Origin of the sequence: Sphingomonas panni (assembly GCF_022664435.1) — a bacterium.
Lineage (GTDB): Bacteria > Pseudomonadota > Alphaproteobacteria > Sphingomonadales > Sphingomonadaceae > Sphingomonas > Sphingomonas panni.
Genome location: NZ_JAKREU010000013.1, coordinates 39,460 through 62,181, shown reverse-complemented (window position 1 = coordinate 62,181; position 22,722 = coordinate 39,460). Strand labels below are relative to the sequence as shown.

Here is a 22,722-nt window from a genome sequence, read left to right as displayed (position 1 = left end):
CGACCTTTCGGGAACGCTCGACCGACACTTCGGGAACGGTACCGTCGATCCTTCGGGAACGGATCGCCGATCTTTCGGGAACGATGCCGCGCGTGCGAATCGCGGAAACCGGCGGTGTTCGGCCGGTCCCCGCGCTCCTTAACTCCCTAACCTTCTAAGAAACCGTCTAACCAGGCTGATTGGTTTCAGAATGGATTTGAAAAAGGGCGGGGTAGCCCGTCCCGCTTTCCCTGCACCGGAACTGCACCGGGCCTGCGTGCAACCTTGACCGCTGGCGGATCACCCGTCCACCGCGCATCCCTATCCCGGCGGTTCCTGTCCTCCCGAAGGGGCCGCACGATGCGCTTCAGTTTCCTGTTCAAGATCGCGGCGATAATCGCGACCGTCCTGCTGTTCCAATGGCTGTTCCCCGACGGGTTCGAAGGAGCGCGGGTGGGTGGGTTCGCCGCCGCCTGGCTCGCGCTGCTGGTCGCGGTCCGGCGCGACGTCCGCCACAGCCGGCCGGCATGGGTCGCGGTCGGAGCCGCCGCGCTGTTCGCGGCGATGCTGGTCGACGATCCGGGGCCGCTGTCCTGGGCGATGTTCTGGGCCGCGCTGTCGGTCGCCGCGCTGCTGCCGCGTATCGGCGCGTTCGACGATGCCTGGCGCTGGAGCGTGCGGTTGCTGGTCCATGGGCTCAGCACGCCGTTCGCCCTGCCGTTCGACCTGAAGCGGATGGGCGCGGTGCGTGGGCGAGGGGTGTCGCCGATGCGCGTCGCAGCGGTGCTGGCGCTGCCGGTGCTGGGCAGCGCGCTGTTCCTGATGCTGTTCGCCAGCGCCAACCCGTTAATCGAAAACGCCTTTTCCACGATCCGCCTGCCCGAGACGTGGCAGGTCACGCTCTGGGCCGTCGTTGCGTTGGCGGCATGGCCGGCCTTTCGCCCGCGGGGCATGGTGTCGCGCATCGCCGCGTGGCTACCCGATCCCGAGCCGCGCATTCCCGGCACGTCGCTGCCATCGGTCATCATGGCGCTGGTCGTCTTCAACCTGATCTTCGCCGTGCAGAATGCGCTCGACATCGCGTTTCTGTGGAGCGGGGCGGCGCTGCCTGAGGGGATGAACGCGGCGACCTATGCCCATCGCGGGGCCTATCCGCTGATCGCGACCGCGCTGTTGGCGGGCTTCCTCGCCCTGGCGATGCTGCGTCCGGGCAGTGCGAGCGCGGGCGATCGCTGGGCGCGGCGGCTCGTCACGCTATGGGTCGCGCAGAACCTCGTGCTGGTCGCCTCCAGCGTGCTGCGCACCCTCGACTATATCGACGAATCGATGCTGACCGCGTGGCGAATCGCGGCGCTGCTGTGGATGGGGCTGGTCGCGCTTGGGCTGATGCTGATCGCGTGGCGCATCCTGGGCGGCAAGAGCGCGCGGTGGCTGGTCAACGCCAATGCGCTGGGGGCGGGTATCGTGTTGAGCGTATGCAGCGTCGTCGATCTCGGTGCGGCGGCAGCGGCCTATAATGTGCAGGCGAAGCGGCCCGAGGCGGTCGACCTTGCATATCTGTGGCTGGTCGGGGATGGAGCACTGCTGCCAATCATTGCACTGGAGCGGCGGCCGATGGATGCCGCGACGCGCGGGCGGGTGCGGCATGTCCGGCGAGCGTTGCAGGCCGATCTTGCATGGCGGCAGGCGCGGTGGGGCACGTGGACCCTGCGCGGCGCCCGTCGCCTGGCCGCCGTGCGCCAGCAAGTAGGGGAGATCACCGCGCAGCCGGCACCGAGCGGTTCCTGGTACGGCTACCGGTCACTGCCGAAACCGGTGCGACCTTGACGCCCGCGCCGCTGGCGCTGATCCAGTGCCCCATGCCGCGCACGATCCTGATCGCCGATGACGACCCGCATATCCGCCAGCTGCTGGCATTCGCCTTCGCCAAGGCGGGGCTGGCCTCGATCGAGGCCGGCGATGGCGAGGCGGCGCTGGCGATCGCGCTGGAGCAGCGGCCCGACCTGATCGTGCTGGACATCAACATGCCGCGCATGGACGGGATCGAAATGTGCCGCCGGTTGCGGAGCGTCAGCGATGTGCCGATCCTGTTCCTGTCGAGCCGCGACGACGAGATCGACCGGGTGCTGGGCATCGAGCTGGGCGCCGACGATTATGTCGTGAAGCCGTTCTCGCCGCGCGAGGTGGTGGCGCGGGTGATGGCGATCCTGCGGCGGGTCGCCACGCGGCCGCCGGCGGTGGAAAGCGCCGCCGCGCCGCTGGCGCATGGCCGGTTGCGGCTCGACCCCGATGGCTGGCAGGCGAGCTGGGCGGGGGAGCCGGTCGCGCTGACCGTCACCGAATTCGGCATCTTGCGCACGCTGGCGGCGATGCCGTCGAAGGTGTTCAGCCGCGACGCGATCATCGATCGGCTGCACGGGCCGGGCTTTGCGATCACCGACCGCACGATCGACAGCCATGTGCGCAACCTGCGCGCGAAATTCGCTAGCGTCGGCGCGACCGACGTGGTCGAGACGCGGGCGGGGGTCGGCTACCGACTGGGGCAATGCGGCGCGTGATCGCCGCTGCGAAGGCGCTGGTCCGGCGGCATTGGCCCCGACTGCGGCTGCGCACGATCCTGCTCGCGACCTTCCTGTTCGTCGCCGCGCTGCCCGGGTTCGGCGCGCTGTTCCTGCGGGTATATGAGAACAGCCTGCTGCGACAGACCGAGACCGAGCTGGTCGCACAGAGCGCCGCGCTGGCCGCCGTTGCCGCGCGCGACCGGGCGGGCGGGCAGGGGGCGGAGGTCCTGCGCGGCGGCCATGGCTCCAGCCTCGACCTGCGGCTGTCGCGCATCCTGCCCGAACGACCCGCGCCGGTGGCGATGCCGGGCGCGGACCCGGAGGCGGTGCGCTGGGCGGAGCGCGTCGCACCGGTACTGGCGATGACGGCGACGACGACGCTGGCGTCGATCCAGCTGCTGGACGCGGACGGGCGCATCGTCGCGCGCGGCCCCACCGGCATGGGCTATGCCGCGCTGCCGGAGGTGCAGGCGGCGCGGGCGGGACGCGCGGTCACGGTGCTGCGCCGCAACGGCAGCTATCGTCCGCGCTATCCGCTCGAATGGCTCAGCCGTGCGTCGAACCTGCGCATCCACCATGCCCGGCCGGTCATCGTCGACGGGCGGGTGGTCGGGGTACTGTTGCTCGCGCGGTCGCCGCGTAGCCTGTTCGTCGGGCTGTATCAGGATCGCGGCAAGATCGCGTTCGGCATCGTCGCGATCTTCGTCACGCTGGTCGTGCTGAGCGGGCTGTTGTCGCGCGGCATCGTCCGCCCGGTCGAGGCGCTGCGCGATGCGACCCGCGCGGTCGCCGGGGGCGGGGGCAGCGTGCCCGACCCGCCGGCCACCGCCGCGATCGAGATCCAGGCGCTGTACCGCGATTTCGGCGCGATGGCGGAAGCGATTGCGCATCGGTCGCGCTATCTGCGCGACTTCGCCCATGCGGTCAGCCATGAATTCAAGACGCCGCTGGCCGGCATTCGCGGCGCGGTGGAGCTGTTGCAGGACCATGACGACATGGCACCGGCCGACCGGGCGCGGTTCCTGTCGAATATCGCCGCCGACGCCGGGCGGCTGAACGTGCTGGTCAGTCGGCTGCTGGAACTGGCCCGCGCCGATATGGCGACGCGCGAGGCGGGGGCGGCGACCGATCTGGGCGCGGTGCTGGCCGAGGCGGCGGATGCGAGCGTGCTGGCGGTGGCGGTGCCGGCGGGGCCGCTGCCTTCGGTCGCGGTGCCGCGCGGCGTGGTGGAGACCGCACTGTCGACGCTGATCGACAATAGCCGGCAGGCGAGAGCAACGAGGATCGATATCGCGGCGACGGTGGCCGAGGGGCTGGTGCTCCTGACGCTTACCGATAACGGCCCCGGCATCGCGCCGGGCGACCGCGAGCGGGTGTTCGAACCCTTCTTCACCACCCGCCGTGCCGATGGCGGGACCGGGCTGGGCCTGTCGATCCTGCGCTCGCTGGTCGAGGCGCATCGGGGGAGCGTGGCATTGGTGCCGGAGGGGCCGGGGGCGGTGTTCCGGGTAACGCTGCCGGTGGCGGGGTAGGAGCTGCTTCCCCGTCAGGCCCGATCGACATTCGACTGCCTGGACAACCGGTCCATCCCATCGCCAATCCTCGTCATTCCCGCGCAGGCGGGAATCCATAGCCGCTGACGTTTTCGCTGGATTCGTGAGGCCGGCGCTTATGGACACCCGCCTACGCGGGAGTGACGATGGGATGGACCGGTTGTCCAGGCAAACGAATGTCGATGGGCCTTGGGAAGCGCCCGTTGCTCCTGCGGTGTGCTCCTTGGCTTCGCTGGACTGATGTGCTGGGAGCCACCGGAGCACTTGTTGCAACGTCCATATAAGGACGACACATTGCAAAAATTGCAAAGATCGTCCATTTATGGCCTATGCTATACACCCCCGTCGAACTGGCGACCGCCATCGGGCAGCGCATCCGCAGCCGGCGCAAGGCGATGGGGCTGACCCAGGCCGACAGCGCGAGCCGGGCCGGCGTGTCCTATCGCACCTGGCGGCGGATGGAGGCGGAGGGGAAGGCGTCGATCGACGATCTGGTCCGCGCGGCGCTGGTCCTGCGGTGCGAGGATGCGCTGGAAACACTGTTCCCGCCGCCCGCCGCCGTCAGCATGGACGCGCTGCTCGACGACCAGCGCAAGGGGCGGCGGTGAAGCTCGCCCCCGGACAGCCGCTGCACATCGCGCTGCATGGCGCGGCCCCCGCCGCGCGGGTGGCAATGGCGGGTGGACTCGCCCAGCTCGAATGGACCGCTGCCGCCATCGCCGATGCCCGGCGGCTGTCGCCGGTCCACTATCCCCCCGAACCGGGGCTGCAGGCGGCGCGGACCCGCGCGTTCGACGGGCTGCACGGCTTCCTGTCCGACAGCCTGCCCGAGGGGTGGGGGGCGTTGCTGATGCGGCGGCGGCTCGCCGCGCTCGGCGTCGACATGGGGCGGCTGTCGGCGCTCGACCGGCTCGCGCTGGTCGGCGATCATGGGCGGGGGCGGCTGACCTTTGCCCCCGCCACCACCCCGGCGGCGGAGGCGGACGCGATCGACCTCGACGCGCTGGCGGCGGAATCGCAGGCGATCCTGCGCGGGGAGGGCGGGGCGCTGTCCGACCTGCTCGCCGATCTGGGCGGGGCGTCGGGCGGCGCGCGGCCGAAGGTGCATGTCGGCTTCGGCCCCGATGGCGCGATCGGCATCGGCGACGGCGAATTGCCGCCGGACCATGAAGCATGGATCGTGAAGTTCCGCGCGCAGGGCGATCCGGTCGATATCGGTCCGCTCGAAGCGGCCTATGCCGTGATGGCGCGCGCCGCCGGGCTGACGATGGGCGAGACGCGGCTGATCCCGGCGCGGCATGGCCCGCCCTGGTTCGCGACGCGGCGCTTCGACCGGCCGGGGGCGGGGGTGCGCGTCCATATGGTGTCGCTGGCCGGCGCGATCGAGGCTCCGCCGAACATCCCCGGCGCGATCGATTACGACATGTTCCTGCGCGCGACGCGGGCGATCACGCGGGACGAGGGCGATGTCGTCGCCGCCTTTGCCCGGATGGTGTTCAACGTGCTGGCGGGCAATCGCGACGATCACAGCCGCCAGCACGCCTATCTGATGGACGAGGGCGGCGACTGGCACCTCGCGCCTGCCTATGACCTGACCTATTCCGACGGGCCGGGCGGCGAACATTATCTGGCGGTGGCGGGCGAGGGGGCGATGCCGACGCGCCGCCATGTCGATCGCCTGGGACGGCTGCACGGCATCGCGCCCCGGGCGATCACGGCCATCGTCGAACAGGTGGCGGACGCGGTCGCCGGATGGGACGCCGCCGCACGCGACGCCGGGGTCGGCCGCGACACGAGAGCGCTGGTCGCGGCCAGGCTGGCGACGATCCGCCGCGAATTCACCGGCTGAACGGCCCCGCCATTCCCCCTTGCCGACGTATCGATAAACGGTAATAACGGGCGCGTTACCGGGGGGATAATCGATGCAACATGCCCTGCGCCTTGATGGCGTGGTGAAACGGTTCGGCACCATGACGGCTGTCGACCATCTGAGCTTTGCCGTCGCGCCGGGCGAGGTGTTCGGCTTTCTGGGCGGCAATGGCGCGGGCAAGACGACGTCGCTGCGCATGGTGCTCGACATCATCCGCCCCGATGCCGGGCGGATCGAGGTGCTGGGCAAGCCGCCGGGTCGCGAATCGAGCGGGCTGCTCGGCTTCCTGCCCGAGGAACGCGGGCTGTACCGCTCGATGACCGCGCTGGAGACGGTGGTCTATTTCGGGCGGCTGAAGGGGATGACCGCCGGCGACGCGCGCGCGCGGGGCCGGGCGCTGCTCGACCGGTTCGGGCTGGGCGCCAACCTCAAGACCGGCGTCGACAAGCTGTCCAAAGGCATGGCGCAGAAGGTGCAGCTGGCCACCGCGGTCATCAACGCGCCGCGGCTGCTGATCCTCGACGAACCCTTTTCCGGGCTGGACCCGGTCAATCAGGGATTGCTGGAGGAGGAAATCCTGAGCGCGGCAAGGGGCGGGGCGGCGGTTGTGTTCTCGACCCATGTCATGCAGCACGCCGAACGGCTGTGCGACCGGCTGCTGCTGCTCGCCAAGGGTGCGAAGAAGTTCGAAGGCACGCAGGACGAGGCGCGCGCGACCCTGCCCGCGCGACTGGACGTGGTGGCGCGCCAGTCGCCCGCCGGGCTGGACGGTGTCGAGCGTGCCGTCGCGAAGGGCGAGGTGGGCGATGGCTGGACCGCGTGGGACGTGGCGCTGACGCCGGGGCGCGATCCGGCCGACCTGCTGCAACATTGCACGACGGCGGGCATTCCGCTGCGCCGGTTCGAACAGCATCGACCCGGCTTGCACGATGTCTTTCTCCATATCGTCGGACAGGCGGAGCCACGCGCATGATGAACCATATCCTGTTGGTGGCGGCCCGCGAGTTCCGCCAGATCGCCGCCACGCGCAGCTTCTGGGTCACGCTGCTGATCCTGCCGCTGGCCTTCGCCATCGGCCCCGTCGCGTCGCGCTTCCTCGACAAGTCCGACACGCAGCGGGTGATGCTGATCGACCGCAGCGGCGGCACGACCGCGCGGGCCATCGCGGCGCGGATCGAGCTGGACGAACAGCGCCGGGTGCTGACGCAACTGTCGCGCTTCGTCGAGGCGAACAGGCTCGACGCCGCCGATCCGGCCGCCCCCTGGGCGCGGCATGACCGCTGGTACAGCGATGCCGATGTCGCGGCGTTCGTCGCGGCCGGCGGCGTCGAGGGTGCGCTGGCCAAAATCCGGGCGAAGGGCGGGGAGGTGCCAGCGTTCGACGCGCCCGATCCGCTCTACAGCATCGTGCCCGTGCCGGCAGCGGTCGCCGCCGCCCCGCCCGAACGGGTCGGAACCGCGCTCGACCCGCTGCTGCGCCCGGCCGAGGGCAGCAAGGAGAAGGCGCTCGACTATGCCGTCTACATCCCCGCCGATTTCGGCCGCTCGCCGGAGGTCAAGCTGTGGGCCAATGGCGCGCCGTCGAGCAGCTTCGTGACGATGGTGCAGGGGCTGCTCGCACAGGAGCTGAAGGTGCGCTATCTGCAGATGAACGGCGTCGCCGCGCCGGTCGCTGCTGCCTCGACCCAGATCGCGCCCAACATCGCGGTCGTCGTGCCGCCGCGCGGCAGCGGGCGCGAACGGGTGCTGATCCGCTCGATCCTGCCGCTCGCCTGCGCCTATATCCTGCTGATGTCGCTGATCCTGTCGGGCAGCTGGATGTTGCAGGGGTCGGTCGAGGAACGCAGCAACAAGCTGATCGAGACGGTGCTGGCCTGCGTCAGTCCCAACGAACTGATGTACGGCAAGCTGATCGGCACGGTCGGCATCGGGCTGTCGATGGTCGCGACCTGGGCGGTGTGCGGCATCGTCGCCGCCTTCGCCACGCATGGCGCGATCGCCGAGATGATCCGCCCCGCGCTGGAACCGGTATCGTCGTTCGGCGCGATCGCGACGATCCTGTATTTCTTCGTGGCGGGGTATATCGTCGTCGCGATGATCTTCCTCGTGATCGGGTCGGTGTCGGATTCGATGCGCGATGCGCAGGGCTATCTGACCCCGGTGCTGATGGTCATCATGATCCCGGTCACGGTGCTGGTGCAGGCGGTGCTGCGCGGGGCGAGCGGCCCGGCGGTCGAACTGCTGACGTGGATTCCGATCTGGACGCCGTTCGCGGTGCTGGCGCGGCTCGGCACCGGCATGCCGTTGTGGCAGGTATGGACCGCGGGCGCGATCACCGCCGCGTTCATCGTGGTGGAGGTGATCCTGCTCGGCCGCATTTTCCGCGCGAGCCTGCTGGCCGGTGGCGGGCGGCCGAATCTGGGCGCGCTGGTGGGGCTGATGCGGCGGCCGGCGTGAAACTGCCCGTCACCCCGGACTTGATCCGGGGTCCTGCTTTCTTGTCCACGGTAGCAGAAGAAGCGGGACCCCGGGTCAGGCCCGGGGTGACGAATTGGCTATCGTAGCGTCCGTTCCGCCCATTGCCCGCCATGGACTGCTCCGCCACACTCCCCCCATCCATCCGTTTCGGAGTTCGCCTGTGCTCAAGCGTCTGATCCTGCCCGCCCTGCTGCTGTCGACCGCTGCCCATGCGCAGACTGCGCCGACCTTCGATACCAAGCGCATCTCGCGCGATATCCAGACGCTGTCGAGCGACGCGTTCGAGGGCCGCGCGCCGGCGACCCCGGCCGAGGCGAAGAGCATCGCCTATATCGCCGAACAGATGAAGGCCGCCGGCCTGCAACCCGCCGGGGACAAGGGCAGCTGGTATCAGGACGTGCCGCTGCTGAAGTCCGATATCGTCGGCACGCCGCAGCTTTCGATCACCGCGGGCGGTACGAAGCGCACGCTGACGCAGGGGAACGAGATCGCGGTCCGCGCCGCGCTGACCGGGCAGCAATCGGTCGCCATCGCCGACGCGCCCCTGGTCTTCGTCGGCTACGGCGTCCACGCGCCCGAACGGAAATGGGACGATTTCAAGGGCGTCGACCTGAAGGGCAAGATCATGGTCGTGCTGGTCAACGACCCCGATTTCGAAGGGGGCGAGGGCGATTTCGGCGGCAAGGCGATGACCTATTACGGGCGCTGGACGTACAAATATGAAGAGGCGGCGCGACAGGGCGCGGCCGGCATCCTGATCGTCCATGAAAGCGCGCCCGCCTCCTATGGCTGGGCGACGGTCAAGAATTCGAACACCAATACGATGTTCGATATCGTGCGGCAGACCCCGGCCGCGTCGCACACGCCGATGGAAGGCTGGATCCAGCGCGACCTGGCGGTCGAACTGTTCAAACAGTCGGGACTGGATTTCGAAGCGGCCAAGGCGGCGGCGCGCAAGGCGAATTTCCGTGCCATGCCGCTGAAGGCCACGCTCGACGCACGCTATACGGTGAAGCCCGAGGTCATCACCTCGCACAATGTCGCGGGCGTGCTGCCGGGCACGAAGCACCCGCAAGAAACCGTGATCTATTCGGCGCATTGGGACCATCTCGGCATCGGCGCGCCCGATGCGAAGGGCGACCGCATCTATAACGGTGCGCTCGACAATGCGTCGGGCATCGCCGCGCTGCTCGAACTGGCGCGGGCCTATGGCGCGGGGCCGAAGCCGGATCGCTCGGTCCTGTTCCTCGCGGTGACGGCGGAGGAGAAGGGGCTGCTCGGCACCGAATATTATGCCGCCAACCCCTTGCGCCCGCTGGCGACGACCGCCGGGGTCATCAACATGGACGGACCGTTCGCACCGTCCGCCTCGCGCGATTTCAGCATTTCGGGGTCGGCGAAGCTCGACCTGCTGACCATGTTGACCGAGGTCGCCGGCACGCAGGGGCGGCGCTATTCGACCGATCCCAAGCCGGAGGCGGGCAGCTTCTACCGCTCCGACCATTTCCCCTTCGCCAAGCGCGGCGTGCCGGCACTGTCCTATAGCGGCGGGCGCGACCTGGTGGTCGGCGGCACGGCGCGCGCCAAGGAACTGGCCGACGCCTATACCCGCGACAAATATCATCAGCCCGCCGACGAATATGACCCCAACTGGGATACCGGCAGCGTGCAGAGCGACCTGACGATCCTCTACACGCTCGGACGTCGCCTCGCGGACGGGCGCGCATGGCCGAACTGGGCGGGCGACAGCGAATTCCGCGCGGCACGGGACAGGACGGCGGCGGCGCGGGGGAAGTAATCGCCCCGGCCACCACGTCGCCCCGACTTGATCCGGGGTGACGCTGCTTATGCGTTCTCCCCGCGACGTACTCTCGCACGGGCGGGGGAGACGCCTGAACCAGACGTCATCCCGGCGAAGGCTGGGATCTCCCGGTGATAGCGCGATGCAGGAGCCGCTTGAGGCCCCAGCCTTCGCTGGGGCGACGCTTCCGGCAAGGTGGACCAAAGCCTAAAAGGCGACCGTGCCGCGCTACTTCGCCGCCGCGCGCCACGGCACGGGGGCGCTGGCGGGTTTCCAGCAGCCTTCCAGGCTTTTTGCGAAGGCATCGGCCCATGCCCCGGCGGTGCCGGGCTTGGCCCAGCCTTCGTAGTGCGAGCGGGTCAGATAGTCGCCGGTATCGACACGGACCTTGTCGGCGTGCAGCACCATTTCGAACAGCGGTTTGTCGAGATCGACCGGCAGGGTGAACCGCACGTCGCGCAACGTCGCCAGATGCGCCATCGCCGGGGCGCATTGCCGCACATCGGCCTCGACCCATTCCAGCGCCGCCGCATCGAGCGCGCGGCGCAGGGCATCGTCGCTGTCCGGCCGTGCCGTGGTCAGTGTGCCGAACAGTCGCTGGCCGCGCGCCCGGGGGCGGGGCGGTGTCCCATCATAGGGGGAGCGTACCATGCGGGCGATCAGCCGCCGGCCGCAATCCAGGCGCTGTTCGGGCTGTTCGGCAGGGTTGCACCCGGCCTGCAGCGCAAGGGCATAGACCGGGTAGTCATAATCGTCGCCCATATAGCGGATCGCGATCATCGGTTCGAACCTTCCGGCAAAGAACCGCCCCGGATCGAACGCCAGCACCCGCGTTCGTTCGCGGAAATCATAGCCCGGCGCGTCCTGCGCCATGGCGGGGGTGGCGACGGCGACCAGGATCGCGGTGAGCGGGGCGAGGCGGATCATGCCCGATCCTGACACGCATCGCCGCCGTGCGAAAGGCCGGAACCGCAGCCCCATGCCGCTGGTTCGGCTTGTCGATCGACCGGGCGTCCGCGCGCTCTGGTCGTCTGCCGCTTTCGCGCTATAGGCTGCCCCGATGAACGAACTCTGGAACCATATCGTCGCCGATTTCGCCAATATCGGCAGCCCGTCCGCGCTCGCCGCCTTCGGACAGGTCGTGCTGATCGACATCATGCTGGCGGCCGACAACGCCATCGTCGTCGGTGCGCTGGCCGCCGGCCTGCCCGCCGATATGCGCCGCAAGGTGATCCTGATCGGCGTCGGCGCGGCTTTGGTGCTGCGCGTCGCCTTTGCGCTGCTGGTGACGCAGCTGCTCCAGATCACCGGCCTCGTCTTTGCCGGCGGGCTGCTGCTGGTGTGGGTCGCGTGGAAGATGTGGCGCGAACTGCGCGGCGAGGCGGGCGGCGAGGATGCGGTGACGCAGGCCCCGCCGCGCACCTTTGCCAGCGCCGCCTGGGCCGTCGCGGTCGCCGACGTGTCGATGAGCCTCGACAATGTGCTGGCGGTCGCGGGCGCGGCGCGCGAGCATCCCGGCATCCTCGCCATCGGGCTGATCCTGTCGGTCGCGCTGATGGGTGTCGCCGCCAACGTGCTGGCCCGCGTGATCGAGCGCTATCGCTGGGTCGCCTATGTCGGCCTTGCCGTCATCGTCTATGTCGCGTGCAAGATGATCTATGAAGGGCTGGTCGATCCGTCGCGCGGGGTGCTCGCGCTGTTCGGTTGATCGATGATGCTCGTCACCCCGGATCAAGTCCGGGGTGACGTTGGAAATAGGGGAGTTTCCCCGGATACGCCTGCCGGCGGGGCAAGGGGGAGCGCCCGCTATCCGAGCGTTTTCAGCAGCGTCTCCCACCACACCACGCCCGGATCGAACGTCGCCACCGGCACCCGTTCGTTCAGGCCGTGGGCGAAGCTGTCGCTCGGCTTCATGAACACGCCGCCGACCCCGAAGCTGGGGATGCCGTGCGCGCGGAAATGCATCGAATCGGTCGCGCCCGCTTCCTGCATCGGCACGACCAGCAGTCCCGGCGAACGCTGCGCGACCGCCGCCTTCACCGCCGCCACGACCTTCGGGTCGAGCGGGGAGGCGCCGGCCTCGATCGTGCCATTGTCGTTGAAGGTCACGGCGATCTTCGGGTCGGCGGTCAACTCGGTGAGCTTGGCCGCGATCGCGGCGCGTGGCGTGCCGGGAAAGATGCGGCAGTTGATATTGGCGACCGCGCGCTGCGGCAGCGCGTTGGGTGCATGGCCGCCGTCGAACATGGTGGGGACGCAGGTCGTGCGGACCTGCCCGATATAGCGTTTGTCGGCCGACAGGATATCGGCGGCCGCGGTGTCGGTGGGATCGGCGGCGAACGCCTTCATCGCCGCGCCCAGCGGCCCCGGCGTCATCGTCGCGGTGCCGGCCAGCGACGCCTTCGTGATCTCGTTCTGTTGCGGCGGGAAGCGATAGGCGGCGATCCGCCCGACCGCCGCCGCCAGATGGACGATGGCATTGTCCGGCCCCGGCCGGCTGCTGTGCCCGCCCGGATCGGTGATGGTGAGGTGCCAGTCGCCATAGACCTTTTCCGCCGCCTGCAGGGCGTACACCATCGGCTTGCCATCATCGCCCAGCTGCCCGCCGCCGGCATCGGCGTTCAGCACCAGCGCGGCGTTCCTGTACGCCTCCGCCGCTGCCTTGGTCGTGCGCATCGTGGTTTCCTCGTCGCCGGTCAGCACCAGCACCACGTCGCGCTGCGGCACCCATTTGTCGCGCCGGAGCTTCATCAGCGTCGCGACCGCCATCGACAGCCCGGCCTTGTTGTCCAGACTCCCGCGCCCGAAGACATAGCCATTCTCGACGACCGGCACGAAAGGATCGCGGGTCCAGTCCTTCGGATCGGCCGCGACCACGTCCATATGCGCCAGCACGACGACCGGCTTCGCCTTGCGATCGCGGCCGGGATAGCGCGCGGTCAGATAGCCGGTCTCGCCCATCGGTACGAAGGTCACCTCGGCAGGCGCGAAGCCGGCGGAGAGCAGTTTCGCCTTCAGATAGTCGGCATAGGCCGGCACCTGCCTGCGCCCGGCGACCGTCTGGAACTTCACCCCGTCGACCAGCAGCGCCACCGCTTCCTTGCCCGCCGGGGTCGCGGGCGCATCCTGCGCCGCCGCCGCCCCCGCGCCCAGCATCGTGGCTCCGATCGTCGCAAGCAGCAGTCGCATGGCATTCTCCCAACCCAGTGGACCGGAGGGTGCGCGGTCCGGCGGGATCGCGCAAGGGCGTCGTCGGGCGATCAGCCCGCCGCATCCGCCAGCAACCGCCGCGCGCAGCCCTGCACATGCTCGGCGATCAGCATGAAGGCGGCGTGCATCGGCGATTGCCGCCGCCACGCGATGGCGATCGAGCGATGCTCGGCCCAGCCCCGCACCGGCAGCGGTTTCAACCCCGCCGCGCCGCCGGCATCGCTGCGCAGATACAGGCCGGGCAGCAGCGTCAGGCCGAGGCCGCTCGCGACCATCTGGTGCAGGCTGCCGAGGCTGGTACCGTAATAGTCCGGCGCGATGGTCATGCCGTGCCGGTCGGCGATGGCGGCGGCCTGCCGCGCCAGATGGTGGCGCGGGTCGAGCGTCAGCAGCGCATGGCCCGACAGGTCGTGCGGCGCCGGCTCGGCGATGGCGGCAAGGTCATGGTCCAGCGCGGCGACCAGCTGCAGCGGCTCGCGGAACAGCGGCTCGACGGTCAGCTCGTCGCCCGCCATCGGCAAGGGGCCGAGCAGCACGTCCAGCTCGCCGCGCGACAGCTCGCGCAGCTGTTCCTCCGGTATCCCCTCGCGGACATGCAGCCGCAGACTGGGGGCCAGGCGGTGCAGGTCGGCGATGATCGGCGACAGCAGATAGGGGCCGAGCGTCGGCGTGGTGCCGAGCCGCACCGTGCCCGACAGCCCCTGCGCCGCGCCCGCCGCCAGCGTGACGATATCGCGCGCATCGGCCAGCATCCGCCGCGCGGTCGCGACGATGCTGCGCCCGACCGGGGTCAGCACCGCGCCCGTGGCGCTGCGTTCGAACAGCTGCACGTTCAGCCGCGCCTCCAGCGCGCGGACCTGCTGGCTCATCGTCGGTTGCGACACATGCGCGGCGCGCGCGGCAAGCGCGAACGAACCGGTATCCGCGATCGTCACCAGATATTCGAGCTGACGCAGCGTGGGCATGGCCGCCCTATAGTCGCAGACTATCGCCCCGAGGCAAGGTTTCCGATTGGCCGCAGTGCAGCAATTCCTGTAACACTATCACCCTATCATCGTCCGGCCAGGCGATTGGGTGGCGCTTGGCCGACGCGTTCGTATACCGTAAGTGGGGAGCGGGGAACGAAAAGGACCACAGGGTGGCAGCGAAGCGACTGGGTTTCAGGGACGCGGCGGGGTGGCTCGTCCAGATTATCGGCCCGGATTCGGCCTATGTGCGATTAGGACTGGTCTATACCGTCGCGATCAGCCTGCTGGCGCTGGCCACGCCGATCTCGGTCCAGCTGCTCATCAACAGCGTCGCCAACACCGCGATGCCCGCGCCGCTCTGGGCCTTGTCGGGCGTGCTGCTGCTGCTGCTGCTGATCGTCGCGATGCTGAGCGCGCTCCGCGTCTGGATCATGGCCGCGTTCGAACGGCGCGTGTTCGCGCGTGTCGTGGCGGAGGTGACGCTGCGCGCGGTCCATGCGCAGGATCCGTTCTTCAACGATGCCAATCGCGGCGACCTGTTCAACCGCTTCTTCGACCTGGTGGTGGTGCAGAAGGCGATCCCCAGCCTGGTGATCGGCGCGTTCACCATCGTGTTACAGGGGGCGGTCGGGCTGACCATCACCAGCTTCTACCACCCCTTCTTCCTCGCCTTCAACGTGGTGCTGGTCGGCACGGTCGTGCTGATCTGGCTGTTGTGGCAGGGGGGGGCGATCACCGGCGCGGTGGCGCTGAGCCACGCCAAGCACAATACCGCGCGCTGGCTGGAAAGCGTCGGCGGGTCGAACGGCTTCTACAAATCGTCGCGCCACCTCGACTTCGCGATGGACCGGTCGGAGGCGGTGACCGCGACCTATGTCGGCGCGCACCGCAAATATTTCCGCTACCAGTTCACCCAGACCATCGCCTTCCTGCTGGTCTATGCCTTTGCCAGTGCCGCGCTGCTGCTGCTCGGCGGTACGCTGATCCTGCGCGGGCAATTGTCGCTGGGACAGCTGGTCGCGGCCGAGCTGATCCTGTCGGGCGTGTTCTACGGCATATCGCAGCTGGGCTGGTATCTCGACACCTTCTACGACCTGGCCGCCAGTTCGGAGGAATTGTCGCTGCTGTTCGCCATCCCGCAGGAAAGCGACGCGCAGGGGCAGGGGGGGCCGCGCGACGGCGCGGTGAAGATGACCGGCCTCGTCCTCGACGGCGCGCAATATGACCTGAGCCTCGCGGCGGGCGAGCAGCTGGTGGTGGTCGCCGATCCGGGGGGCGAGCGGCGGCTCGCGCTGCTGCTCAAGCGCCACGCCCATCCCGAACGCGGGCTGATCCGGGTCGGCGGGGCCGATCTGGGCGCGCTCGACATGTATCAGCTGCGCTCCGACGTGACGGTGCTTGACCGCGCGACCATCGTCGACGTGACGATCCGCGAATATCTGGCGCTCGCCGCCGGGGGGCAGGGCGAACGCGCGCTGGAAGCGGGGGAGGCGCTGGCGACGGTCGGGCTGGAACGTCGCCTCGCCAGTCTGCCGCAGGGGCTGGACACGCTGCTCGGCGCGTCGGGCTATCCGCTGACCATCGGCGAGACGATGGCGCTGAAGCTTGCCAACGCGCTGCTGGTGCGGCCCAAATTGCTGCTGCTCGGGCAGTTGTTCGACCTGTTGCCGCCCGAACGGCTGCGCGCCGCGCTCGCCGAACTCAAGCGCCACGGGACGACGGTGCTGCTGTTCAGCGGCCGGCCGGAGGATCTGGCGCTCGACGGCTATCTGTATCTGGGAATGACGCAACAGCGGCGCTTCGCCGCGCTCGCCGATCTGCGCGGCGTTTTCGAACAGGAGGGTGGCGATGTCGCATCGGCCTGATCGTCTCAGCCATTTCCGCACCCTCGCCACGCTGCGCCCGCCGCGGGTCGGCGTCGTCGTCGCCTGGATGGTCACCATCGGCATCGCCGTCACGGTCGCGGTGATGTTCCTCGTCCCCTGGCTGCAGACCGCGCAGGGGCGGGGCACCGTCGTCGCGCTCGACCCGCAGGACCGGGCGCAGGACGTGACCGCGCTGGTGCCGGGCCGGGTCGTGCAATGGTATGTGCAGGACGGGCAGCATGTCGACCGCGGCGCGCCGATCGCGCGGGTCGTCGACCTCGACCCCGACCTGCTATCGCGCCTGTCCGCCGAACGTGCGCAGGTCGAGGCGGAAATCGCCGCGGTCGAACAGGCGCGCGCCGTCGCCGGCCTCGATGTCGGTCGCACCCGGCAGCTGCTGGCCGAGGGGCTGGGGTCGCGGCGCGATTTCGAACTGGCGCAGATCAAGGTCGCGGAATCGACCGCCAAGCTCGCCGAATCGCGCGCGAAGCTCAACCGCATCAACGTACAGCTCAATCGCCAGTCGGCGCAGCTGGTCCGTGCCCCGCGCGACGGCCGCATCCAGAATCTGAACGCGGCGGCCAGCGGCGCGCTGGTGTCGGCGGGCACCGCGCTCGCCACCATCGCCCCCGAACGGGTCGAGCGCGCGGTCGAGCTGCTGATCGACGGGCGCGACGTGCCGCTGCTCAAACCCGGCCGCCCGGTGCGCCTCGAGTTCGAAGGCTGGCCCGCGATCCAGTTCAGCGGATGGCCCTCGATCGCCTATGGCTATTTCGACGGGCGGGTGCGGACGATCGACCCCAATGCCAATCTGCAGGGGCTGTTCCGCATCATCGTCGAACCGGCACCCGGCAAGCCCGCCTGGCCCGACGGCCGTTATGTCCGTCTGGGCGGCAAGGTCCAGGGCTGGGTACAGGGGGAGACGGTCACGGTCGGCTATGAATTGTGGCGGCAGCTGAACGACTTCCCGCTGGAATTCGGCAACACCGTCACGCCGGGCGGCGGCGCGAAGGAAGAGGACAGCGCCAAGATCGCAGCCAAGGCGGGGAAGCCGAAATGATCCGCGCCGCATTGCTCCTGTCGCTGCTCGCCGCTCCACCCGCGCTGGCGCAGGTCGGGCCGGCAAGCCCCGCGCCCGCGCCCGCGCCGCTGACGCTGGACGAGGTGTTGCGTTCCTCGGCCGTCGCCGCGCCGCAGATTATCGAGGCGCTGGCGAAGATCCGCTCCGCCGAAGGGCGCGCGCTCACCGCCGAGGGCGCGTTCGACACGGTGTTCGAGGCGGAGGGGAAATCGCGCGCGCTTGGCTATTATGACGGCACCGTCGTCAGCGGGCGGGCGACGCGGCCGCTGACCGACAATGGCGGCTATCTCTATGGCAATTACCGCGTCACGCGCGGCGATTTCCCGGTGTACGAGGACGAGAATTACACCAACCGCTTGGGCGAGGTGAAGGTCGGCGCGCTCTATTCGCTGATGCGCGACCGCCTGGTCGACGAACGCCGCACCCGTCGGACCTTGGCCGGCGGCGACATCGATATCGCCCGGTTCGAACGGCAGGCCGTGGCGATCGGCGTGCAGCGCCGTGCGGTCGATGCCTATCAGAACTGGGTCGCCGCCGGGCAGCGGCTGCGCGCCTATCGCGACCTGCTCGACCTGTCGGAACGGCGGCGCGGCGGCCTGTCGCGGCAGATCGAACTGGGCGCGCGGCCCGATATCCTCCTGACCGAGAACGACCAGAACCTCGTCCGCCGGCGCGGACTTGTGGTCCGGGCCGAGGGGGATTTCGCGGCGGCGGCCAATGCGCTGTCGCTCTATTATCGCGACGCGGCGGGCAATCCGCTGCTGGTCGGCGCGGACCGGCTGCCCGCCGACGCCACGGCGCTGGCCGGGCCGCAGGTGGCGGGGCCGCGTGCGAACCTGGTCGACAATCGCCCCGATCTGCAGATGGTGCTGGCGCGGATCGATCAGGGGCTGGCCCGACTGGCGCTGGCCGAGAACGAGCTGCGCCCCCGGCTCGACCTGCGCGGCGAGATGGGCAAGGACGTCGGTCCGGTGGGCCTGGGCGGCAGTTCGCGCACCCCGCTGGAGGCGGCGGTCGGCTTTCGCTTCTCGGTCCCGCTGCAGAACCGTGCCGCGCGCGGCAAGGTGGGCGAGGCGCAGGCGGAGATCGACGCGCTGAACGCGCGCAGCCGCTTCCTGCGCGACCAGATCACGGTCGAGGTGGAGGGGATCATGATCGGCGTCGGCGCCGCCGAACGGCTCGTCATCATCGCCGAACAGGAGCGCGCCCTGGCCGAACGGCTCGCGGCGGCCGAACGGCGGCGGTTCGAACTGGGGTCGAGCGACTTCTTCCTCGTCAACCAGCGCGAGGAAACGGCGAACGACGCCCGCGTCCGGCTGATCGACGCACAGGCGCGGATCGCGGCGGCGCGCGCCGAACTTGCGGCGGCGACGGCGGACCGGGCGGCGCTGGGGCTGGAGTAGGGGACGCTTCTTTCGTCATTCCCGCGAAGGCGGGAATCCATGGACGCCGACGTTGCGGCTCGATCCTTGACGTCAGCGGCTATGGACCCCCGCCCGCGCGGGGGTGACGATCAGGGGGTCAGCGCCGCCTCACCCCGCGCCGCCAACGGCACGTCGAACGGATAGGGTATCTCCACCCAATGCGCCTCGGCATCCGACGTCCCGGCATAGAGCCGCGTCACGCCCCCGACCTGTTCGATCCCCGACGAGAACACCACATCGACCAGATCGGGCCGCTTCGCCGCACCCAGGCCGAACTGCGCCCGCCCGGCAATGACCTTGAGGTCGCGCCAGCGACGCTCGGCCGGATCGAACGTGAAGGCCACGGCATAATAATGCCGCGCGCTATACATCGTATCGTCCTCGAAATAGGCGGCGTGCGCGATCAGGCCGATTTCGCCGTTCGCCAGCAGATGCGCCTCGTTGACCCCGCCCCAGTCGAGCGGGTGGAACATGCCCGTCAGCATCGGCGCGGCGTCGATCGCCTCGACGGTCAGCGCATCGAGCGCGGGCACCTCGGTATAACCGATCGTGCCGCGTCCGCCCCTGGCCCCCCGCGGGCGGGTAAACACCGCGACGCGCCCGTCGGCCAGCTCGCACAGGCGGATATCCTTCATGCCGATCGGTCCGGCGAAACAGCGTTCCAGCGAGAAGATATCCGCCCCGCGATAGAATTCGGTCCACCAGACGGGCAGCCCTTCGCCGAACTGCACCGCGACGCCGCCGAACACCAGCTCGCCGCCGATGAAGGTGACGAACGGGTCCTGCAAGGCGAAGCGCGGGGCGTCGGGGATCGGGTGCCACACCCCGTCCACTTCCTCGAAGAAGATCGCCGTCGAATGTTCGCTGTCGCGCGGTTCGACCCGCCCGGCGATCACCCGCCGCCCGGCCGACACGAACGGCGCGGAGATGTTGTAGACGTCCTGCCCGTCGAACCCGGCGAAGATCAGCCGTTCGGTTCGTGCCGGGGCCGCGCCGCTCGCAAACGCATCATGGCGGGTGCGGACGCGCGGAATGTCGGTTTCGTGCATCGTTCCTCCGTGCATTACAGGCCCATCGCCTGCCAGAGTTTCCCCAGGGAAACCGTGCCGAGCGCCATCACCCGGTCGGCCCCGCCATAATAGACGCGCAGTTCGTCGCCCTCGACCAAGGCTCCGCAGCTGAACACGACCCGATCGAAGAAGCCGGAAACCTCATAGGGTTCGACCGGCTCGGCCAGCGGCTGCGCCAGGCGGGCGACGATCACGCGCGGGTCGTCGCGGTCGAGCAGCAGCGCGCCGAGGCTGTAGCGCTGGTCCGCATCGACGCCGTGATAGATTTGCAGCCATCCGCGATCGGTCTCGATCATCTGCGCGCCGCCGCCGATCTTCATCGCCTCCCACCCGTCGCCGCTGCGCCCGGCCAGATGGTGGTGATCGCCCCAATGGAGCAGGTCGGGCGACTTGGCGATCCAGATTTCCGGCGTGCCGAGGTGCAGCGGGGCGGGCCGGTGCAGGCACCAGTAATGGCCGCCGATCCGGCGCGGAAACAGGCAAACGTCGCGATTGTCGGGGGCATGGATGATGCCCAGACGCTCGGCGGTCACGAAATCGTCGGTCACCGCCAGCGCCGTCGCGATGCCGAGGTCGGACACGGCGGTATAGTTGATGTACCAGCGCCCCTCGATCTGCGTGATCCGCGCATCCTCGCACCCGAACCGCTCGGTCCGGTTCGCGGGGAACAGAAAGGGCTTCTCGTCGACCGCGAACGCCGCCCCGTCGCTGCTACGCGCGAGGCGGAGGTGCGACAGCGAGGTCAGGAACACCTCGCGCGGGTCGGCGCGCGATCGCACCATGCGCGGGTCGCTGAAATCATAGGCCGGATCGTCGCGGCGGAAACTGCGCGTGGTGCAGTGCCATTGGCCGCCGACTTCCTCCAGCAGCGGCACGATCACCGTGTCGGGATCGTCGGCCACCACGCTTTCGGCGATGCGGACCAGCAGGATGGTTTCGGCACCGAACCGGGTGACGCCGGCGTTGAACGTGCCGTCGATCCGCCAGCCCGGACGGCTTGGGGTGACGCTTTCGGGGGCGACGATGGGATTGCGCGGATGGCGCTTCAGCATGGGGGGCCTTCTTATTTGAGCGACAGCGACATGCCCTGCAGGAAATGCCGCCGGAACAGGAGGAAGAGGAGGACGAGCGGCAAGGTCTGCAACACCGCGCCGGCCATCACCGGTCCGGCATAGCCGCCATATTGCTTGCTGAACGTCGCCAGCAGCACCGACAGCGGCATCCGGTCGGTGTCCGAAATCGCGATCAGCGGCCACAGGAAATTGTCCCAGGTGCCGGTGAAGGTGAACAGCGCGACGATGGCGATGATCGATTTGTTGAGCGGCACGACGATCTTCGTCACCGTCTGCCACAGGCTGGCGCGGTCGAGCCGGGCGGCGTCGAAATATTCCTCCGGCATCGTGCGGAACGACTGCGCCATCATCCAGATGCCCCAGCCCGACATCATCGACGGCAGGATCAGCGCCCACAGGCTGTTGAGCAGCCCCATTTCCTTGACGAGCACGAACAGCGGCAGGATGAACATGCTGGTCGGGATGACCATCTGCAGCAGCAGGAAATCGCCGAACAGCTTGCGCCCCGGAAACCGCATCCGCGCCAGCGCAAAGGCGATGAAGCCCGAGGTCAGCAGCACCGACGCCGTGACGGTCAGCGTCACCAGCGCCGAAATGCCGAGCGCCCCCACGAACGGCCGGTCGAGCTTGTCCGCCGTTTCCAGCAGGAACGCGAAATTGTCGAAGGTGAAGTCCCCTTCGAACAGGCCGGTGTTATAGATTTGCGCGGCGGGTTTCAGCGACGCGGCGACCATCCAGGCAAAGGGATAGAGCCAGGTCAGCGCCAGCGCATAGATGGCGATGGTCGCGATCCACCCGCCGACGCTGCGTTTGGCCAGCAACGCCTTCATGCCAGCACGACCTTTCGTTCGAACAGCCGCCGGGCGAGCTGCACCAGTGCGTAAGTGACGAGCGCGACGAGGATGCTCATCATCGCGGCGTGGCTGGGTTGCAGGCGGCGGAACGCGGTTTCGTAGATCATCATCTGCGGCGTCGCCGTGCTGTCGCTCGGCCCGCCGCCGGTGATGATGAACGGTTCGGTGAACAGCCCGAACGACACCAGGATGGCGAAGGTCAGCACCATCATCAGCTGCGGGTTCATCATCGGCAGGGTGATGCGCAGCAGGCGGGTCAGCGGCCCGGCATGGTCGAGGCGCGCGGCGTCGTAGATTTCCTTCGGGATCGCCAGCAGCCCCGAATAGAGGATCAGCCCGTAATAGCCGACGAACTTCCACGCGACGACCAGCGCGATCGCCAGCATCGCCAGCGTCGGATCGTTGGTCCACGGCACCCGCACGCCGAAGCTGTCGAACAGCATCGTATTGAACGGCCCGGTCGAGCTGAATACCTTGGCGAACACCAAAGACAGCGCGACCCCCGACGACACGTTCGACAGCAGGAAGCACAAGGCCACGAAGCCCTTGCCCCGCCCGACATGTTGCAACCCGAACGCGACGACCAGCGCGCCGCCGAACGCGATCGGCAGATAGAAGCCGAGGAACCGCACCACATTCCACAGCGATTGCAGGAATTGCGGGTCCTGCACCGTCATCAGCAGGTTCCGCGCGCCGGTGAAGACGGGGTCGTCGAAGAAGCGCCACTGGGTGACCGACAGCTTCGCCAACCAGAAGAAGGGATAGGCCCAGAAGATCGCGGTGAAGAGCAGATAGGCCCCGGCGAGCGACAGGCCGATGACGGCCTCACGCGACCATGACGATGGTTGCTTCCTCAACAAGAAGCGTCTCCTACCCCGGCCTTCGCGAGACCTCTGTGAAACGCTCCTCGCGTACCCCGGCGAAGGCCGGGGCCC

19 protein-coding genes are annotated in these 22,722 nt (G+C 69.0%); 12 read left to right on the top strand and 7 right to left on the bottom strand.

Annotated elements, in window-relative coordinates; translation table 11 throughout:
* Nucleotides 1-339: 339 nt before the first annotated feature.
* From MF609_RS18535 to MF609_RS18500, 8 genes are all read left to right on the top strand, one after another.
* Complete coding sequence (locus MF609_RS18535; protein WP_242417559.1) at nucleotides 340-1,806, top strand: DUF4153 domain-containing protein; 1,467 nt, start codon at nucleotides 340-342, stop codon at nucleotides 1,804-1,806.
* A 32-nt stretch (nucleotides 1,807-1,838) separates the two neighbouring features.
* Nucleotides 1,839-2,537 (top strand): response regulator transcription factor, encoded by a 699-nt coding sequence (locus MF609_RS18530; RefSeq protein ID WP_242417558.1) that lies wholly within the window; start codon nucleotides 1,839-1,841, stop codon nucleotides 2,535-2,537.
* Nucleotides 2,525-4,072 (top strand): sensor histidine kinase, encoded by a 1,548-nt coding sequence (locus MF609_RS18525; RefSeq protein ID WP_242417557.1) that lies wholly within the window; start codon nucleotides 2,525-2,527, stop codon nucleotides 4,070-4,072. The genes MF609_RS18530 and MF609_RS18525 overlap by 13 nt, the downstream gene beginning before the upstream one ends.
* Nucleotides 4,073-4,422: 350 nt before the next feature.
* Nucleotides 4,423-4,701, top strand: coding sequence for a helix-turn-helix domain-containing protein (locus MF609_RS18520; RefSeq protein ID WP_242417556.1), 279 nt, complete (start codon nucleotides 4,423-4,425; stop codon nucleotides 4,699-4,701).
* A complete protein-coding gene (locus MF609_RS18515) occupies nucleotides 4,698-5,942 on the top strand; it encodes a type II toxin-antitoxin system HipA family toxin (protein WP_242417555.1) in 1,245 nt (414 codons plus the stop codon). Before MF609_RS18520 ends, MF609_RS18515 begins: the two co-directional genes overlap by 4 nt.
* A 73-nt stretch (nucleotides 5,943-6,015) precedes the next feature.
* On the top strand, nucleotides 6,016-6,936 hold the full coding sequence (locus tag MF609_RS18510; protein WP_242417554.1) for an ABC transporter ATP-binding protein: 921 nt from the start codon (nucleotides 6,016-6,018) through the stop codon (nucleotides 6,934-6,936).
* Nucleotides 6,933-8,420 carry an ABC transporter permease gene (locus MF609_RS18505; protein ID WP_242417553.1) on the top strand — a complete coding sequence of 496 codons (1,488 nt, stop codon included), beginning with the start codon at nucleotides 6,933-6,935 and terminating at the stop codon, nucleotides 8,418-8,420. The genes MF609_RS18510 and MF609_RS18505 overlap by 4 nt, the downstream gene beginning before the upstream one ends.
* A gap of 181 nt (nucleotides 8,421-8,601) precedes the next feature.
* Nucleotides 8,602-10,239, top strand: coding sequence for a M28 family metallopeptidase (locus MF609_RS18500; protein ID WP_242417552.1), 1,638 nt, complete (start codon nucleotides 8,602-8,604; stop codon nucleotides 10,237-10,239).
* A gap of 231 nt (nucleotides 10,240-10,470) precedes the next feature.
* On the opposite strand, the gene MF609_RS18495 is transcribed toward MF609_RS18500, so the two are convergent.
* Nucleotides 10,471-11,169, bottom strand: a complete 699-nt coding sequence (locus MF609_RS18495) for a hypothetical protein (RefSeq protein ID WP_242417551.1) — start codon at nucleotides 11,167-11,169, stop codon at nucleotides 10,471-10,473.
* A gap of 133 nt (nucleotides 11,170-11,302) precedes the next feature.
* Between MF609_RS18495 and MF609_RS18490 the strand changes: the two genes are divergently transcribed.
* A complete protein-coding gene (locus MF609_RS18490; protein WP_242417550.1) occupies nucleotides 11,303-11,950 on the top strand; it encodes a YjbE family putative metal transport protein in 648 nt (215 codons plus the stop codon).
* A gap of 98 nt (nucleotides 11,951-12,048) precedes the next feature.
* On the opposite strand, the gene MF609_RS18485 is transcribed toward MF609_RS18490, so the two are convergent.
* Both MF609_RS18485 and MF609_RS18480 read right to left on the bottom strand, forming a co-directional pair.
* Nucleotides 12,049-13,431, bottom strand: coding sequence for a M20/M25/M40 family metallo-hydrolase (locus MF609_RS18485; protein ID WP_242417549.1), 1,383 nt, complete (start codon nucleotides 13,429-13,431; stop codon nucleotides 12,049-12,051).
* 71 nt (nucleotides 13,432-13,502) lie between these two features.
* Complete coding sequence (locus tag MF609_RS18480) at nucleotides 13,503-14,417, bottom strand: LysR family transcriptional regulator (protein WP_242417548.1); 915 nt, start codon at nucleotides 14,415-14,417, stop codon at nucleotides 13,503-13,505.
* Nucleotides 14,418-14,590: 173 nt separating this feature from the next.
* On the opposite strand from MF609_RS18480, the gene MF609_RS18475 reads away from it, so the two are divergent.
* The 3 genes from MF609_RS18475 to MF609_RS18465 are packed head-to-tail and all read left to right on the top strand — an operon-like array spanning nucleotide 14,591 to nucleotide 18,769.
* Nucleotides 14,591-16,285, top strand: coding sequence for an ATP-binding cassette domain-containing protein (locus tag MF609_RS18475; protein WP_242417547.1), 1,695 nt, complete (start codon nucleotides 14,591-14,593; stop codon nucleotides 16,283-16,285).
* Nucleotides 16,269-17,345 (top strand): efflux RND transporter periplasmic adaptor subunit, encoded by a 1,077-nt coding sequence (locus MF609_RS18470; RefSeq protein WP_242417546.1) that lies wholly within the window; start codon nucleotides 16,269-16,271, stop codon nucleotides 17,343-17,345. The genes MF609_RS18475 and MF609_RS18470 overlap by 17 nt, the downstream gene beginning before the upstream one ends.
* Nucleotides 17,342-18,769 carry a TolC family protein gene (locus MF609_RS18465; protein WP_242417545.1) on the top strand — a complete coding sequence of 476 codons (1,428 nt, stop codon included), beginning with the start codon at nucleotides 17,342-17,344 and terminating at the stop codon, nucleotides 18,767-18,769. The genes MF609_RS18470 and MF609_RS18465 overlap by 4 nt, the downstream gene beginning before the upstream one ends.
* 110 nt (nucleotides 18,770-18,879) lie before the next feature.
* On the opposite strand, the gene MF609_RS18460 is transcribed toward MF609_RS18465, so the two are convergent.
* From MF609_RS18460 to MF609_RS18445, 4 genes are read right to left on the bottom strand one after another with little or no spacing between them, the layout of a single operon-like run.
* Nucleotides 18,880-19,839, bottom strand: a complete 960-nt coding sequence (locus tag MF609_RS18460; RefSeq protein WP_242417544.1) for a DUF1861 family protein — start codon at nucleotides 19,837-19,839, stop codon at nucleotides 18,880-18,882.
* Between the two features lie 14 nt (nucleotides 19,840-19,853).
* Nucleotides 19,854-20,912 carry a glycoside hydrolase family 130 protein gene (locus tag MF609_RS18455; protein ID WP_242417543.1) on the bottom strand — a complete coding sequence of 353 codons (1,059 nt, stop codon included), beginning with the start codon at nucleotides 20,910-20,912 and terminating at the stop codon, nucleotides 19,854-19,856.
* 11 nt (nucleotides 20,913-20,923) lie between these two features.
* Complete coding sequence (locus tag MF609_RS18450; RefSeq protein ID WP_242417542.1) at nucleotides 20,924-21,763, bottom strand: carbohydrate ABC transporter permease; 840 nt, start codon at nucleotides 21,761-21,763, stop codon at nucleotides 20,924-20,926.
* Nucleotides 21,760-22,644 (bottom strand): carbohydrate ABC transporter permease, encoded by an 885-nt coding sequence (locus MF609_RS18445; RefSeq protein ID WP_242417541.1) that lies wholly within the window; start codon nucleotides 22,642-22,644, stop codon nucleotides 21,760-21,762. Before MF609_RS18445 ends, MF609_RS18450 begins: the two co-directional genes overlap by 4 nt.
* Nucleotides 22,645-22,722: the final 78 nt, after the last annotated feature.